Origin of the sequence: Streptomyces sp. NPDC019443 (assembly GCF_044389785.1) — a bacterium.
Classification (GTDB): Bacteria; Actinomycetota; Actinomycetes; order Streptomycetales; family Streptomycetaceae; genus Streptomyces.
In genome coordinates this window covers 29,440-42,415 of sequence record NZ_JBIRYJ010000019.1, presented here as the reverse complement: position 1 = coordinate 42,415, position 12,976 = coordinate 29,440, and the positions used below count along the sequence as shown (strand labels likewise).

Here is a 12,976-nt window from a genome sequence, read left to right as displayed (position 1 = left end):
ACCGGCCCGCCGTACCCCGCCGGACTGGCCCGCCCGACCGCCCAGCCTGACCGTCGGACGTGGCGGAGCGCTCGGCTAGCCTGAGTGCACAATGAACCGTTTGACGACGTCATGGGGCGGGTTCGACCTCGCCCGCTTCCCCGAGGACCCCCGCGACCCGCTCCGCGCCTGGGACGCCGCCGATGAGTACCTCCTCAGGCAGCTCAAGGGGGACGAGCCGCTCAAGGGGATCGAGGACGCCGGACCCACGAATCTCTCCGGCACCGTGGTCGTCGTCGGCGACCGGTGGGGCGCCCTTGCCACCTCGCTCGCCGAGCACAGCCCCGTACAGATCACCGACTCCTTCCTCGGCCAGCAGGCAACCCGCGCGAATCTGGCGCGCAACGGCATCGACGCGGACGCGGTGAGGCTGCTGTCGGTCAGGGACATCCCGCCGGAGCGCGTCGACGTACTGCTGGTGCGGGTGCCCAAGAGCCTCGCGCTGCTCGAGGACCAGCTGCACCGTCTCGCGCCCGCCGTGCACGCGGACACCGTCGTCGTCGGCACCGGCATGGTCACCGAGATCCACACCTCCACGCTGAAGCTGTTCGAGCGGATCATCGGTCCGACCAGGACCTCGCTGGCAGTGAAGAAGGCGCGGCTGATCTTCTGTACGCCCGACCAGGGGCTGGCCCGCACCGCCGGGCCCTGGCCGCTGCGGTACGCGCTGCCCGCCGATGCCGGGGCGCTCGCCGGCCGGACCGTGACCAATCACGCGGGCATCTTCTGCGCCGAGCGGCTCGACATCGGCACCAGGTTCTTCCTGCGCAATCTGCCCAAGCGCCGCGGCGCGGAGCGGGTCGTGGATCTGGGCTGCGGCAACGGCGTGATCGGGACGGCAGCCGCGCTGGCCAATCCGGAGGCCTCGGTGACCTTCATCGACGAGTCGTTCTCCGCGGTGGCATCGGCCGAGGCCACGTACCGCGACAACGTCGACTCGGACGCGAAGGCCGAATTCCTGGTGGGCGACGGACTGTCCGCGGTGCCGGCCGAATCGGTCGACCTGGTTCTGAACAATCCTCCGTTCCACTCGCACCAGGCGACGACGGAGTCGACAGCCCGCCGGATGTTCGGCGGTGCGCGCCGCGCACTGCGGTCCGGAGGCGAACTGTGGGTGATCGGCAACCGGCACCTCGGGTATCACGTGAAGCTGCGCCGCCTCTTCGGCAACTGCGAAGTCGTGGCCTCCGACCCGAAGTTCGTTGTCCTGCGGGCCGTCAAGAAGTAGCGGTCAGCGGGGCGTGCCGCCGCCCTGCCACTGCGCGTACGGAACACGGGAAATCTCGCGTACATCGCCGAGCGTGCCCCATTCGTCCTTGCCCAGCCGGGTCAGCGGAGCCAGCTTCGTCACCTCGGGGTGCCCGTCCGCCATCACCTCCGGACTGATCGCCGCATGCACCACCCGGCCGAAGACGACGGTCGAGTCGCCCAGCCGTACGGTGCTGTGCAGTTCGCACTCCAGCGCCACCGGCGATGCCGCGACGCGAGGCGGCTTCACGCGCAGGCTCGCCTCGCGCTCCACGCCGACCGCGTCGAACTCGCTGATGCCGCGCGGGAAATCGGTGGCGGTCGCGTTGATCTGCTCGAAGAGCGGCTCAGGCGCAAAGTTGACCACGAAGGCGCCGGTGTCCTCGATGTTGCGCAGCGAGTCCTTGCGGCCGACGGAGGTGAACTGCACGACCGGCGGCGACACGCACGAGACCGTGAAGAAGGAGTGCGGAGCGAGATTGTCGGTGCCGTCGGCCGATGTGGTGGAGACCCAGGCGATGGGCCTCGGGACGACGGTGGCGGTCAGCAGCCGGTAGAAGGTGTCGCGGTCGCACTGGGCGGGGTCGTAGTCGTTGCGCATGGGGGCAGTATGGCGGGTGACACGCAAGGTCAGCGGGTCCGCGCTCCGGCTGGCCCGTCCACGGCGGAGGAGAGCTGGGCAGATGACGTACGTCGCCGACGAGGGCCGGTACGCCGGCATGCGGTACCGCCGCTGCGGCAACAGCGGGGTCCGGCTGCCGGAGATCTCCCTGGGGCTGTGGCACAACTTCGGCGGCACCAGTCCGCTGGAGACCCAACGGGCCGTGCTGCGCCGGGCGTTCGACCTCGGTGTGACGCACTTCGACCTGGCGAACAACTACGGCACGCCCTTCGGCTCGGCCGAGGCGAACTTCGGCGCGCACTTCCGGGCCGACTTCCGCAAGTACCGCGACGAGCTGGTCATCGCCACGAAGGCCGGCAATGAGATGTGGCCGGGTCCGTACGGCGAGTGGGGTTCGCGCAAGCATCTGCTGGCGAGCCTCGACCAGTCGCTGCGCCGGCTCGGCGTGGAGTACGTCGATGTCTTCTACTCGCACCGGCCGGACCCGGACACTCCACTCGAAGAGACGATGGGCGCGCTCGCGACCGCCGTACGCCAGGGAAAGGCGCTGTACGCCGGTCTCTCGAACTACAGCCCGGCCCGGACCGGGCAGGCCGCCGCGATCCTGACGGAGCTCGGCACTCCCCTGCTGGTCAATCAGCATCCGTACTCGCTGCTGGATCGCGGGATCGAGGACGGGCTGCTGGCGGCCTCCGAGGCCGCCGGAGCGGGTCTCGTCGCCTTCTCGCCGCTCGCGCAGGGGCAGTTGACGGACCGCTACCTCAAGGGGGTCCCTGCGGACTCGCGGATGGCGGCCGGACGCTATCTGACGCGCGACGTCCTGACCGACGAGCGGCAAGAACTCCTGCGGACCCTGGACGCGCTGGCCCGGGAGCGCGGCCAGACGCTCGCCCAGATGGCGCTTGCGTGGCTGCTGCGGGACAGCCGCGTCACCTCCGTACTCGTCGGCGCGAGCAGCGTCCGTCAGCTTGAACAGAACCTGGGGGCGCTCGACGCGCCCGGGTTCTCTGACGCCGAACTGACGGAGATCGACCGTTTGCTGACCAAGAGCGGGTGAAGAGCGGGTGACTGGCGTGCACAGCCCTTGGCGTCGGGCGCTCACTGCCCGAAACTGACCCGATGACGCAGCGCGTAGATCTCGCGACCGTGATGGACCGGCTGTCCATCGACGAATTGGTCACCAGTTACGCGGTGGCCGTGGACGATGCCGACTGGAGCGCCTACCGGGCGCTGTTCGCGCGGGAGGGGCGCGCCGACTACCGCAGCTCGGGCGGGATCGAGGGCCCGGCCGCCGAAGTCGCCGACTGGCTGGCTCAGACGCTGCGGCTCTTTCCGGTACGACAGCACCTCATCGTCAACCGGCGGCTGCACATTCAGGACCTGGGCGGCTATCCGGGCGACCGTGCGGAGGTGCAGGCCGACTATGTGAACCCAATGCGTCTCGAGTCGGGGGACGACTTCTTCTCCGGCGGCCGGTACGCGTTCAGCCTGCTGCGTACGGACGCGGGCTGGCGGCTGCGGACCGTGGTGATCCACGAGAAGTGGCGGCGAGCCGCGGGGGCGCCGGACGGAGGCTGACGCCCAAGGTGCCCTGTCGGTGCAGGTCCCGCTCGCGCACACTGGAGGGGAACAGTGCTCGCGGGCCCTTCGAGGCAGCACGAGGAGGCGCGGCATGCGGATTCCGGTCGGCCGGCCGAAGCGGCTGGAGGGGCTGGAGGGGCACGAGCAGCACGAGCGTGGGGAGCGGCGCGAGAGGGAGCCGCTCGCGCGCCGGGCGCTGTCGTCCCCGCGGTGGCGCGGCGCGGCCGCGGTGGCTGCCGGTGCGCTGCCCGCGCTCGCTTTTCCCGAGCCGTCGCTGTGGTGGTTCGCGTATGCCGCGCTGGTGCCGTGGATGCTGCTTGTGCGGTCCGCGCCGACGGGCCGACGGGCGGCGGTCGAGGGCTGGCTGGGCGGCATCGGCTTCGTGATCGCCGTGCACCACTGGCTGATACCGAGCCTGCATGTGTTCATCGTCGTGGTTGCCGCGATCCTCGGGCTGATGTGGGGGCCCTGGGGGTGGCTCGTGTGGTCGCTCCTCGGCGGGACCCCGTCGCCGGCGCGCGCCGCAGCGGCCCTCGCGGTCGTCCCTTCCGGCTGGCTGATGATCGAACTGGCCCGGTCCTGGGAGGGCCTCGGCGGACCTTGGGGTCTGCTCGGGGCGAGCCAGTGGGAGGTCTCCCCCGCCCTGCGGCTCACCTCGGTGGGTGGTGTGTGGCTGGTGAGTCTGCTGGTGCTGGCCGTGAACACAGCGATCACCGTGCTGATAGCGGTGCCGCACGCCCGTACGGCCGCGGTGGGCGGCGGCCTCATATGTGCGCTCACCACCACAGCGGTCTGGATGTGGGTTCCGCAGCCGGTGCAGTCGGGGCGGGCGCGCATTGCGGTCGTCCAGCCGGGAGTCGTCAACGGCATGGAGAGCGTCGACCGCCGCTTCGCCCGCAGCGAGGAGCTGACCCGCGAACTGGCCGGGCAGGACCTCGATCTGGTGGTCTGGGGCGAGAGCAGTGTCGGCGAGGATCTGCGCGAGCGCCCCGATCTGGCCGCTCGAATCGCGGTGCTCTCGCGGGCGGTCGGGGCCGAGGTGCTGGTCAATGTGGACGCCCGGCGCGCGGGCGGCACGGGCCCGGCCGGGATCTTCAAGAGCTCGGTCCTGGTGGGCCCGCAGGGCCCGACCGGGGACCGCTACGACAAGATGCGGCTGGTCCCCTTCGGTGAGTATGTCCCCGCCCGCGCGGTGCTCGGCTGGGCGACCTCGGTGGGCAAGGCCGCGGGCGAGGACCGGCTGCGCGGCAGCCGCCCGGTGGTGATGGTGCTGCCCGGCGACGGCGGGCTGCGGCTGGGGCCGCTGGTCTGCTTCGAGTCGGCGTTCCCCGACATGAGCCGGCGGCTTACCCGGGACGGTGCGCAGCTGCTGATCGCCCAGTCGGCGACCTCGTCGTTCCAGGGGAGCTGGGCGCCGGAACAGCACGCCTCGCTGGCGGCGCTGCGGGCGGCCGAGAGCGGGCGGCCGATGGTGCATGCCACGCTCACCGGCGTCAGCGCGGTGTACGGGCCGGACGGCGAGCGGGTCGGCCGCCTGCTGGGCACGGACAGCAGCACCGCGGCGGTCTACGACATCCCGCTCGCCCGCGGCACGACCCCGTACGTCAGGTTCGGCGACTGGCCGGTCTACGGCGCGCTCGCCGTCCTCGCCGCGCTCTGCGCGACCGAGGGTGCCCGGTCCCTCAGGCGGCCTGCTCCAGGGCTTGGCGCACCACCCGTTCACACAACTCATGAGTCCGCAGGGCGTCCTGCGCGCTGAGGAACTTTCCGGCGCGTACGGCGTCGAGGAAGGACAGCACCGACTGCTCGATGCCGCGCTGGCGGGCGACCGGCACCCAGTCGCCGCGCCGCCGCACGCTCGGCTGTCCCTTGTGGTCCACGATCTCCGCGAGATTGCGGACCTCGCGCTTGGTGTCCTGGCCCGACACTTCGAGGATCTCCTCGGTGGAGCCGCTCATCCGGTTCATCGTGCCGATCGCGGTGAAGCCGTCGCCGGACAACTGCAGCACGACGTGGTGCATCAGGCCGTCGACGATCCGGGCCCGCACGTCGGTGTGGTGGACCGGTCCAGGAACGAGGAAGCGCAGGGTGTCGACGACGTGGATGAAGTCGTCGAGGACGAGGGTGCGCGGGTCCTCGGCGAGGCCCACGCGGTTCTTCTGCATCAGGATCAGCTCGCGCGGGTGCTCGATGCACTGGGCGTAGCCGGGCGCGAGGCGGCGGTTGAAGCCGACGGCGAGGCTGGTGCCGCGCTCCTCGGCGAGGCTCACCAGCCGCTCCGAGTCGGCCAGTTCGTACGCGAGCGGCTTGTCGACGTACGTCGCGACACCCGCTTCGAGCAGCCGGGTGACGATCTCGGCGTGCACGGACGTCGGGGCGTGCACAAAGGCGGCGTCCAGGTCCTGGGCGAGCAGTGAGTCGAGGCCGGTGTGGCGTCGTTCTGCGGGGATGTGATGGGTCTCGGCGATTCGCGCCAGGGTGGCGGGGGTGCGGGTCTGCAGATGCAGTTCGACCGCGGGCAGGGTGGTGAGCACGGGCAGATAGGCCTTCTGCGCGATGTCGCCGAGCCCGATGCAGCCGACCTTCACAGGGGCCTCCCTTGGCGCTGTGCCGGTTGTCCGTCGTGTACGTCGCGTATGTCCTGTGCTCCGGCAGCATACGTGCGCTGCGGCGGCCGCCAGTCGGCGATGCCGTCGAAGGTCCGCAGAACGAGGCCGGGTCCGAGCCTGGAGACGGCGGAGATCAGGGAGTCGCGCACCACGACGGCCGGAGTGCTGGTCAGGGACATCAGCCGGGCGATTTTCGCGGCCTTGCGGACGATGCCCATGGTGCGCGGCAGGCGCTGCGCGGTGTACGCGGCGAGGCCCGCGCCCAGGTCCCCGCCGGGGGCCGCGTGGTGGGCGAGCACGATGCCGTCCTCGATGGCCTGGTTGCCACCCTGGCCGAGGGTGGGCGCCATGGCATGGGCGGCGTCGCCGATGAGCGCGGTCCGCCCGCGGTGGAAGGACGGCAGCGGGTCGATGAGGTGATGGACGTCGTTGCGCAGCACCTGTCCGGGTTCGGCGGCGGCGATGATCCCGGGGACGGGATCGTGCCAGCCGCCGAAGCGGCGCAGCAGTTCGGACTTCTCGTCGTCGGCGGCGCGGGCCCCGGCGGGGGCGACGGCGGCTGCGTACGCGTAGATCCGGCCGTCCTTGAGCGGCTGGGTGCCCCACAGCGTGCCGGCGCCCCAGGTCTCGTGCGGCTCGAAGGGACGGTCGGGCGCGGGGACGACGACGCGCCAGGTGGTGAATCCGGAGTAGGCGGGCCCGGGGTGGTCCGGGAAGAGGGCGCGGCGCACACCCGAGCTGATGCCGTCCGCACCGATGACGAGGTCGGCCTCGATCTCCCCGTCGGGGGTGGTCACGCGGGCCGGGCGGCCGCCCGTGACACCGGGGTCGGCGAGCTGCGCGGGGCTGCCGGTACGCACTGCGTGAGCGGGCAGCCGGGACGCGATGCGGTCGATCAGGGTCGCGCGGTGGACCAGCACGAGGGGTCCGCCGAATCGTTCGGCCGCGGCGGAGCTGTTCGTACGGGAGAGCCAGCGGCCGCCGGGATTGCGCATGCCGCCGTCACCCTGCCAGGCGGCCAGCTCGCGAATGTCGTCGCCCAGGCCGATGACGTCGAGTGCGCGCTGGGCGTTGGGGGCGAGGGCGATCCCGGCACCGACCGGCTCCAGGGATTCGGCGCGCTCCAGGACGGTGACCTGCCAGCCGCTCTGGTGCAGGGCCACGGCGGCGGTCAGTCCGCCGATTCCGCTGCCGATGACGACGGCTCGGGGCCTGGGCATGACTCCTCCTCGTTCGGTTCCTTGGTGCCGGTTCGTCGGCGCTCACTACACCTGTAGTGACAATTACCGTACTACAACTGTAGTTCCGGCGGTAGGTTGTTCGCATGGCCGCACGCACCACCACGAGCACTGCCCGAGCCGAACTGATCGCCGACGCCGCGCTGAGGCTGCTCGCCGAGCGCGGGATGCGCGGGCTCACCCACCGCGCCGTGGACGAGGCGGCGGGACTTCCCCAGGGCTCGACGTCGAATTACGCGCGCACCCGGCAGGCGCTGCTGGAGGCGGCCGTACGGCGGCTGGCGGAGCGCGAGGCGGCTGTCCTGACCCCCGACGGGATGCCCGTGCCCGAGGTGGGCACCAGGGGCCTTGTCGACGCGCTCGCGCCGGCCCTGCACCGCTATCTGACCCGCCACCGCGAACTGCTCGTCTCCCGCTACGAACTGGCGCTGGAGGCGACGCGAAGGCCCGAGCTGCGGGAGTTCTACGACGCGACGGGCAGCCAGTTCCGCGCCCCGCTCATCGCCCTCATGGCGGCGGCAGGTTCGCCCGAACCGGAGCGCCACGCCCTGTCGTTGGTGGCCTGGTGCGAGGGGCTGATGTTCTCCTGCGCCGTGGGGTCGTACCACTCCGCCGTCCCCGACCTCGCGGAACTGCGTACCGGATTCGCCGAGCTGTTGCGCGGAATGCTCGGCGAATAAGCCCTGGCGGCACGGAGGGCGCGTGCCTCAGGATGATCGCCATGACGACACCCGAACGGACCGAACCCTCCACCACCGCGGGCGAGCGCGAGATGCTCGACGGCTGGCTGGAATACCACCGTGAGACGCTGGCAATGAAGTGTGCGGGCCTGGACGACAGCCAGCTGAGGGAGCTGTCCGCGCCGCCCTCCGAGCTCTCGCTGCTCGGACTCGTACGGCACATGGCGGAGGTCGAGCGGGGATGGTTCCGCAACGCACTCGCCGGGGAGGGCCTCGATCCGCTCTATTACAGCGAAGGCGACCATGACGGCGACTTCCACTTCACCGAGCAGGACACCTATGCCGAGGCGTACGCCGCCTGGCAGGCCGAGGTCGTACGGGCGCGTGAGCTGGCGGCCGCCCATGGGCTCGACGACCTGGGCAAGACGAAGTCCCGCCGCACCGGGGAGAGCTACAACCTGCGGTGGATCATGACGCACATGATCGAGGAGTACGCGCGCCACAACGGCCACGCGGATCTGATCCGTGAGCGGATCGACGGCGCGACGGGCGACTGACCGGGGGTTGGCGAGGGGGCTGACCGGGGGTTGACGGGGGCTGACCGGCGTCACCCGTGCGGGCCATTGTGTGCCCGAAAGACTGTGAACGTGCCCCGCGCACAGCAGAGTTGCGCGGGTGCACCGACCAAAAACCACCGCGAAGGTCCTGGCAGGGGTAGCCGTCTGGGCCGTGTCCGGCTGTGTGGCCGTGCAGCCGCAGCCCGTGCCCGCACCCCCGTCCCACAGCGGCCGCCCGGCACAGGCTGTGGAGCCGCAGATCGTGCAGAGACCGGCCCGCGAAGTCCTGGCGCCCCCGCCCCTGACGTGGGCCGAAACCGCCGCTCTCCCGTCGGTGCCGCCTCCCGCCGCCCGTCACGTGCCGGACGAGCGGCCAGAGTCCCCGCCACCCAAGTCCCTGCCGGCCAAGCCCGGGACCGCCGAGCCGCCTACCCTGCCGTCCCTGAGGCCGTTGCCGGCCGTCGGGCCGGACGTCTGCGCCCTGGGCGAGAGCTATGGCCGCTGGCGGCCGGGCAGCCCCGAGTCCCGGATCTGCCAGGAGGCCTACGGGAGTTGACCCTCGCTCGCCGGTCCAGCCTCACTCGCCGCTCAGCCGGCGCTCCAGCCGGTCGATCGCGGCCCGGACGCCGTTGCCGTATCCGTCGTCCCCCAAGGCGTCCGTCGCCGCGCGCGCCCGGTCGAGGTGGACGCGCGCGGGCTCCGGGCGCTCGAGCTTCACATAGTCGGCGGCGAGGTTGAGATGGAGAGAGGGATAGAAGGCCCGCACGGCGAGCGTCGCCTCGTGCCGGGCCAGCCGCTCCTCACTCAGCCCTTCCGCCGCAGCCAGGGCCCGCAGATCCCAGGCGAGCTCGTCGCCGGCGTCGTCCTGGGCGTCGGCCATGTAGTGAGCCAGAGTGCAGCGGTGGAGCGGATCACCGGCCTCGCCGATCTCCGACCAGAGCGCGCCGAAGCGATTGCGCGCCTCCTCGCGGTCACCGCCGTGCAGCAACATGATCGCTTGTCCGATGCGGGTCATGACGGCGTCCTCCGACGCCTCCTGCTGCTCCATCACTGCGGCCTCCCACGTCCGTGCGGCGAATCGCGACCATCCACGGATCACGACGCTAGCCGTCGCCACGGACAATGCCGCACAGGCTCGGGCGCGGGCCCGAGCCTGTCAGCCGGGTGCGCGAACGCTCGGCCGCGGTGCTCAGCCGAGGTTCGGAATCCGCCAGTCGATGGGCTCGTGCCCCTGGGCCGCCACCGCTTCGTTGATCTGTGTGAACGGATGGGAGCCGAAGAACCTCTTGGCCGAGAGCGGCGAGGGATGCGCGCCCTTGACCACCGCATGACGCGTCTCGTCGATCAAGGGCAGCTTCTTCTGCGCGTAATTGCCCCACAGGACGAACACCGCGGGGTCGGGCCGCGAGGCCACGGCGCGGATCACCGCGTCCGTCACCTTCTCCCACCCCTTGCCCTTGTGGGAGTTGGCCTCGCCGGCCCGCACCGTCAGCACGGCGTTGAGCAGCAGCACGCCCTGCTCGGCCCACGGCATCAGATAGCCGTTGTCCGGGACGGGGTGACCGAGCTCCGCCTCCATCTCCTTGTAGATGTTCCGCAGGGAGGGCGGGGTCTTGACGCCGGGCCGCACGGAGAAGCAGAGGCCGTGCCCCTGCCCCTCTCCGTGGTACGGGTCCTGGCCGAGGACCAAGACCTTGACGCGGTCGTACGGGGTGGCGTCGAGCGCGGCGAAGACCTCTTCGCGCGGCGGGTAGACCGGCCCACGCGCCCGCTCCTCCTCGACGAATTCGGTGAGTTCCTTGAAGTATGGCTTGTGGAGCTCTTCGCCGAGGACGCCGCGCCAGGACTCGGGCAGCATGTCGGTGTCGGTCACGTCAACAACCTCCGGTATGCGATCAGTTAGACCACAGAACCTACCTGCGGCCACTGACAATCGCGGCTACCAGCTGGCCTTCCGGTACAGCTCCCACAGTTGCATGATCGAATTCGGGTCCGACGCGCGCTCGCAGCCACCGACCTCCTCGCTGGTGGCAATGAACAACTTCCCCTGCCACAGAGGCAGCAGACGCACGTCGTCGACGAAGATCTCCTGCGCCCGCTCGAACTGCGTGCCGACCGCGGCGCGGTCGCTCTCACGCCGGGACGCGGGCAGCAGCTGTTCGGTGATCTCGCTGTTCTCGTACGGAGTGTTGAGCACGTTGTTCGAGCCGACAAACGGCGCGATGAAGTTGTCCGGGTCCGGGAAGTCGGGAAACCAGCCGCGGCCGAATACGGGGTAGTCGCCCTGCCGGTAGCCCTGCTGGAATTCCGCCCACGGCTTGCCGTGAATCGTGATCTTGAAGAGTCCCGTTGCGTCAAGCTGCCGCTTGAGCTCGGCGAACTCCCGCGCGGTTGCGGAGCCGTAGCGGTCGGTGGTGTGCCAGAACGTCAGCGGCACCGGCCGGGTGATGCCCGCCTCCTGGAGGATCTTCCTCGCCTTGTCCACATTCGGCTCACCGTAGCGGTCGAAGAACTCAGTGGTGTGCCCGAAGATGCCCTTGGGGATCATCGAGTACAGCGGCTCCGCCGTGCTCTTGTACACCTCGGAGACCAGGGCACCGCGGTCGACGATCTGGGCGATCGCACGCCGTACGGCGAGCTTGCCCGCCATGGGGTCTTTGGGGTTGAAGACGAGGTAGCGGATTTCCGCACCGAAGGTCTCCACCAGCTGGAGGTGAGCGTTCTCCGGCTTCCGCTGCTGCAGTTCGACGACGGCCGGCGCGGTCAGCACGCGGTCGACGACGTCGATGTCCTTCTTCTTGAGCGCTCCCAGCATCACATCCGAGTCACTGAAGTAACGGATGGTGACGCCGGCGTTCTTGACCTCCGCGTTCCCCTGGTACTTGGAGTTCTTGCCCAGCTCGGCCCGGTCACCCTTCTTGAACGCATCCAGGGTGTACGGCCCCGAGCCGGTCAGTTTGCCGTCCTCGCGGAGCTTGTCCGCGGGGTACTCCTTGGGCGGAACCATGGCCATCGCGGGTGTGCCGAGGATGAACGGGAACGTGGCGTCCGGCGTCTTGAGGCTGAACTTCACGATGCGGTCGCCGACCGTCTCGATCTTGTCGAGGGAGCCGAGCAGACCGTTCGGGCCACCCTCCACGTCTATCTTCCGGACCCGGTCGATGGAGTGCTTGACGGCCGCGGCGTCGAGCTTGTCGCCGTTGGAGAACTGCAGCCCCTCACGCAGTTCGCACTGGAAGATCTTGCTGTTGGCGTCTACGAACCCGCAGCTCTTGGCCGCGTCGGGCTGCGGCACGGTGCTCCCAGTGGGGAAGCTCAGCAGCGACTGGAAGACGTTCCGGTACAGCTCCCATGAACCGTCCCAGGCGGCGGCCGGGTCGAGGGTACTGGGCTGACTCGTCGTACCGACCGAAATCTTCTGCTCACGCTCGGCGTCCTCATTCGAGAACAGGCTGCATCCGGCCAGCAGAGATATGGACGCTAGGGCTGCAGCGGCCTGCAGACAGGTCCGGTAGAACACGTGCACGCTCCTCGTTCAGCCATGGGTCGGCCGACCATACCGCAGCGCCCTGCCGGGTCAACCTTTTGGCCCGGCAGGGCACTTAGCACATTCAGTAACAAAACGGTTCAGGCTGCTCAGTGAACTCCGGCATTGAGGAAGATACCGCCGTCCACCACCAGCGTCTGGCCGGTGATCCAGTCCGACTGGTCGGACGTGAGGAACGCTGCTGCGCCCCCGATGTCCTCCGGAACTCCGAGCCGTGCCAGCGGGTAGGCCGCGGCCGCTTCGGCCTCCCTGCCTTCGTACAACGCTTCGGCGAACTTCGTCTTGATCACCGCGGGGGCGATCGCGTTGACCCGGACGCCCGGCGCGAACTCGTGCGCCAACTGCAGGGTCAGATTGACCATGGCCGCCTTGCTCATACCGTACGCGCCGATGAAGGGCGACGGGGCGAGACCGGCGACGGAGGCGATGTTCACGATCGCTCCGCCGTTCTCCTTCTGCCAGGCCTTCCAGGTCTGCTGGGCGAAACCGAGCGCCGAGATCACGTTGGTCTCGTACACCTTGCGCGCGACATTCAGGTCGAGCTCGGCCATCGGCGAGTAGACCGGGTTCGTGCCGGCGTTGTTGATCAGGAAGTCGACGCGGCCGAACGCCTCCATGGCGCGCTCCACCGCTGCCGCCTGGTGGGCCTCGTCGTGGGCCTTGCCCGCGATGCCGACCGCCCGGTCGGCGCCGAGCTTCTCCACGGCCTCCTTGAGCGCGTCCTCACCACGGCCGGTGATGCACACCCGGTCGCCGCGGGCGACAAGCGCCTCGGCGATGCCGTAGCCGATGCCGCGGCTCGCGCCCGTGATCAGCGCGACCTTTCCGCTGTCCTGTACCTCTGCGGTCATGTCC

The 12,976-nt window shown here is 70.1% G+C and carries 14 protein-coding genes; 7 read left to right on the top strand and 7 right to left on the bottom strand.

Annotation, left to right across the window (positions count from 1 at the left end):
* Positions 1-91 precede the first annotated feature (91 nt).
* Entirely contained in the window at positions 92-1,267 is a 1,176-nt protein-coding gene (locus tag ACH492_RS35045; protein ID WP_398992697.1) for a methyltransferase, read from the top strand.
* Positions 1,268-1,270: 3 nt separating this feature from the next.
* Here ACH492_RS35045 and ACH492_RS35040 read toward each other — a convergent pair whose 3' ends face one another.
* Positions 1,271-1,888 carry a flavin reductase family protein gene (locus ACH492_RS35040; protein WP_398992696.1) on the bottom strand — a complete coding sequence of 206 codons (618 nt, stop codon included), beginning with the start codon at positions 1,886-1,888 and terminating at the stop codon, positions 1,271-1,273.
* Positions 1,889-1,970: 82 nt separating this feature from the next.
* Here ACH492_RS35040 and ACH492_RS35035 point away from each other — a divergent pair, with 82 nt between their 5' ends.
* The 3 genes from ACH492_RS35035 (at position 1,971) to lnt (ending at position 5,249) form a co-directional block, all read left to right on the top strand.
* Positions 1,971-2,966: an aldo/keto reductase gene (locus ACH492_RS35035; RefSeq protein WP_398992694.1), complete on the top strand. Its 996-nt coding sequence runs from the start codon at positions 1,971-1,973 to the stop codon at positions 2,964-2,966.
* Between the two features lie 62 nt (positions 2,967-3,028).
* Positions 3,029-3,487, top strand: coding sequence for a nuclear transport factor 2 family protein (locus tag ACH492_RS35030; protein ID WP_307664780.1), 459 nt, complete (start codon positions 3,029-3,031; stop codon positions 3,485-3,487).
* A 94-nt stretch (positions 3,488-3,581) separates the two neighbouring features.
* Positions 3,582-5,249 (top strand): apolipoprotein N-acyltransferase, encoded by a 1,668-nt coding sequence (gene lnt, locus ACH492_RS35025; protein ID WP_398992692.1) that lies wholly within the window; start codon positions 3,582-3,584, stop codon positions 5,247-5,249.
* Here the strand turns inward: lnt and ACH492_RS35020 are convergent.
* Entirely contained in the window at positions 5,173-6,078 is a 906-nt protein-coding gene (locus tag ACH492_RS35020; RefSeq protein ID WP_398992690.1) for a Gfo/Idh/MocA family protein, read from the bottom strand. The genes lnt and ACH492_RS35020 overlap by 77 nt on opposite strands.
* Entirely contained in the window at positions 6,075-7,319 is a 1,245-nt protein-coding gene (locus ACH492_RS35015) for an FAD-dependent monooxygenase (RefSeq protein WP_398992688.1), read from the bottom strand. Before ACH492_RS35015 ends, ACH492_RS35020 begins: the two co-directional genes overlap by 4 nt.
* Positions 7,320-7,423: 104 nt before the next feature.
* Between ACH492_RS35015 and ACH492_RS35010 the strand changes: the two genes are divergently transcribed.
* The 3 genes from ACH492_RS35010 (at position 7,424) to ACH492_RS35000 (ending at position 9,130) form a co-directional block, all read left to right on the top strand.
* Positions 7,424-8,017, top strand: a complete 594-nt coding sequence (locus ACH492_RS35010; protein WP_398992686.1) for a TetR/AcrR family transcriptional regulator — start codon at positions 7,424-7,426, stop codon at positions 8,015-8,017.
* A gap of 41 nt (positions 8,018-8,058) precedes the next feature.
* Positions 8,059-8,574, top strand: a complete 516-nt coding sequence (locus ACH492_RS35005) for a DinB family protein (RefSeq protein WP_398992684.1) — start codon at positions 8,059-8,061, stop codon at positions 8,572-8,574.
* Positions 8,575-8,692: 118 nt separating this feature from the next.
* Positions 8,693-9,130, top strand: coding sequence for a hypothetical protein (locus ACH492_RS35000; RefSeq protein WP_398992682.1), 438 nt, complete (start codon positions 8,693-8,695; stop codon positions 9,128-9,130).
* Positions 9,131-9,151: 21 nt separating this feature from the next.
* On the opposite strand, the gene ACH492_RS34995 is transcribed toward ACH492_RS35000, so the two are convergent.
* The 4 genes from ACH492_RS34995 to ACH492_RS34980 all read right to left on the bottom strand — a co-directional run bounded on the left by ACH492_RS34995 (position 9,152) and on the right by ACH492_RS34980 (position 12,972).
* Complete coding sequence (locus tag ACH492_RS34995) at positions 9,152-9,625, bottom strand: hypothetical protein (RefSeq protein ID WP_398992680.1); 474 nt, start codon at positions 9,623-9,625, stop codon at positions 9,152-9,154.
* 138 nt (positions 9,626-9,763) lie between these two features.
* Positions 9,764-10,447, bottom strand: a complete 684-nt coding sequence (locus ACH492_RS34990) for a uracil-DNA glycosylase (protein WP_398992678.1) — start codon at positions 10,445-10,447, stop codon at positions 9,764-9,766.
* Between the two features lie 66 nt (positions 10,448-10,513).
* On the bottom strand, positions 10,514-12,094 hold the full coding sequence (locus tag ACH492_RS34985; protein ID WP_398992676.1) for an ABC transporter substrate-binding protein: 1,581 nt from the start codon (positions 12,092-12,094) through the stop codon (positions 10,514-10,516).
* A 116-nt stretch (positions 12,095-12,210) separates the two neighbouring features.
* On the bottom strand, positions 12,211-12,972 hold the full coding sequence (locus ACH492_RS34980) for an SDR family oxidoreductase (RefSeq protein WP_307664771.1): 762 nt from the start codon (positions 12,970-12,972) through the stop codon (positions 12,211-12,213).
* Between the last annotated feature and the right edge of the window lie 4 nt (positions 12,973-12,976).

Excerpts from the sequence above, each read along its gene's own strand:
- ACH492_RS35045 (WP_398992697.1), top strand. The coding sequence starts at position 92 with ATGAACCGTTTGACGACGTCATGGGGCGGGTTCGACCTCGCCCGCTTC.
- ACH492_RS35040 (WP_398992696.1), bottom strand. The coding sequence starts at position 1,888 with ATGCGCAACGACTACGACCCCGCCCAGTGCGACCGCGACACCTTCTAC.
- ACH492_RS35035 (WP_398992694.1), top strand. The coding sequence starts at position 1,971 with ATGACGTACGTCGCCGACGAGGGCCGGTACGCCGGCATGCGGTACCGC.
- ACH492_RS35030 (WP_307664780.1), top strand. The coding sequence starts at position 3,029 with ATGACGCAGCGCGTAGATCTCGCGACCGTGATGGACCGGCTGTCCATC.
- lnt (WP_398992692.1), top strand. The coding sequence starts at position 3,582 with ATGCGGATTCCGGTCGGCCGGCCGAAGCGGCTGGAGGGGCTGGAGGGG.
- ACH492_RS35015 (WP_398992688.1), bottom strand. The coding sequence starts at position 7,319 with ATGCCCAGGCCCCGAGCCGTCGTCATCGGCAGCGGAATCGGCGGACTG.
- ACH492_RS35010 (WP_398992686.1), top strand. The coding sequence starts at position 7,424 with ATGGCCGCACGCACCACCACGAGCACTGCCCGAGCCGAACTGATCGCC.
- ACH492_RS35005 (WP_398992684.1), top strand. The coding sequence starts at position 8,059 with ATGACGACACCCGAACGGACCGAACCCTCCACCACCGCGGGCGAGCGC.
- ACH492_RS34980 (WP_307664771.1), bottom strand. The coding sequence starts at position 12,972 with ATGACCGCAGAGGTACAGGACAGCGGAAAGGTCGCGCTGATCACGGGC.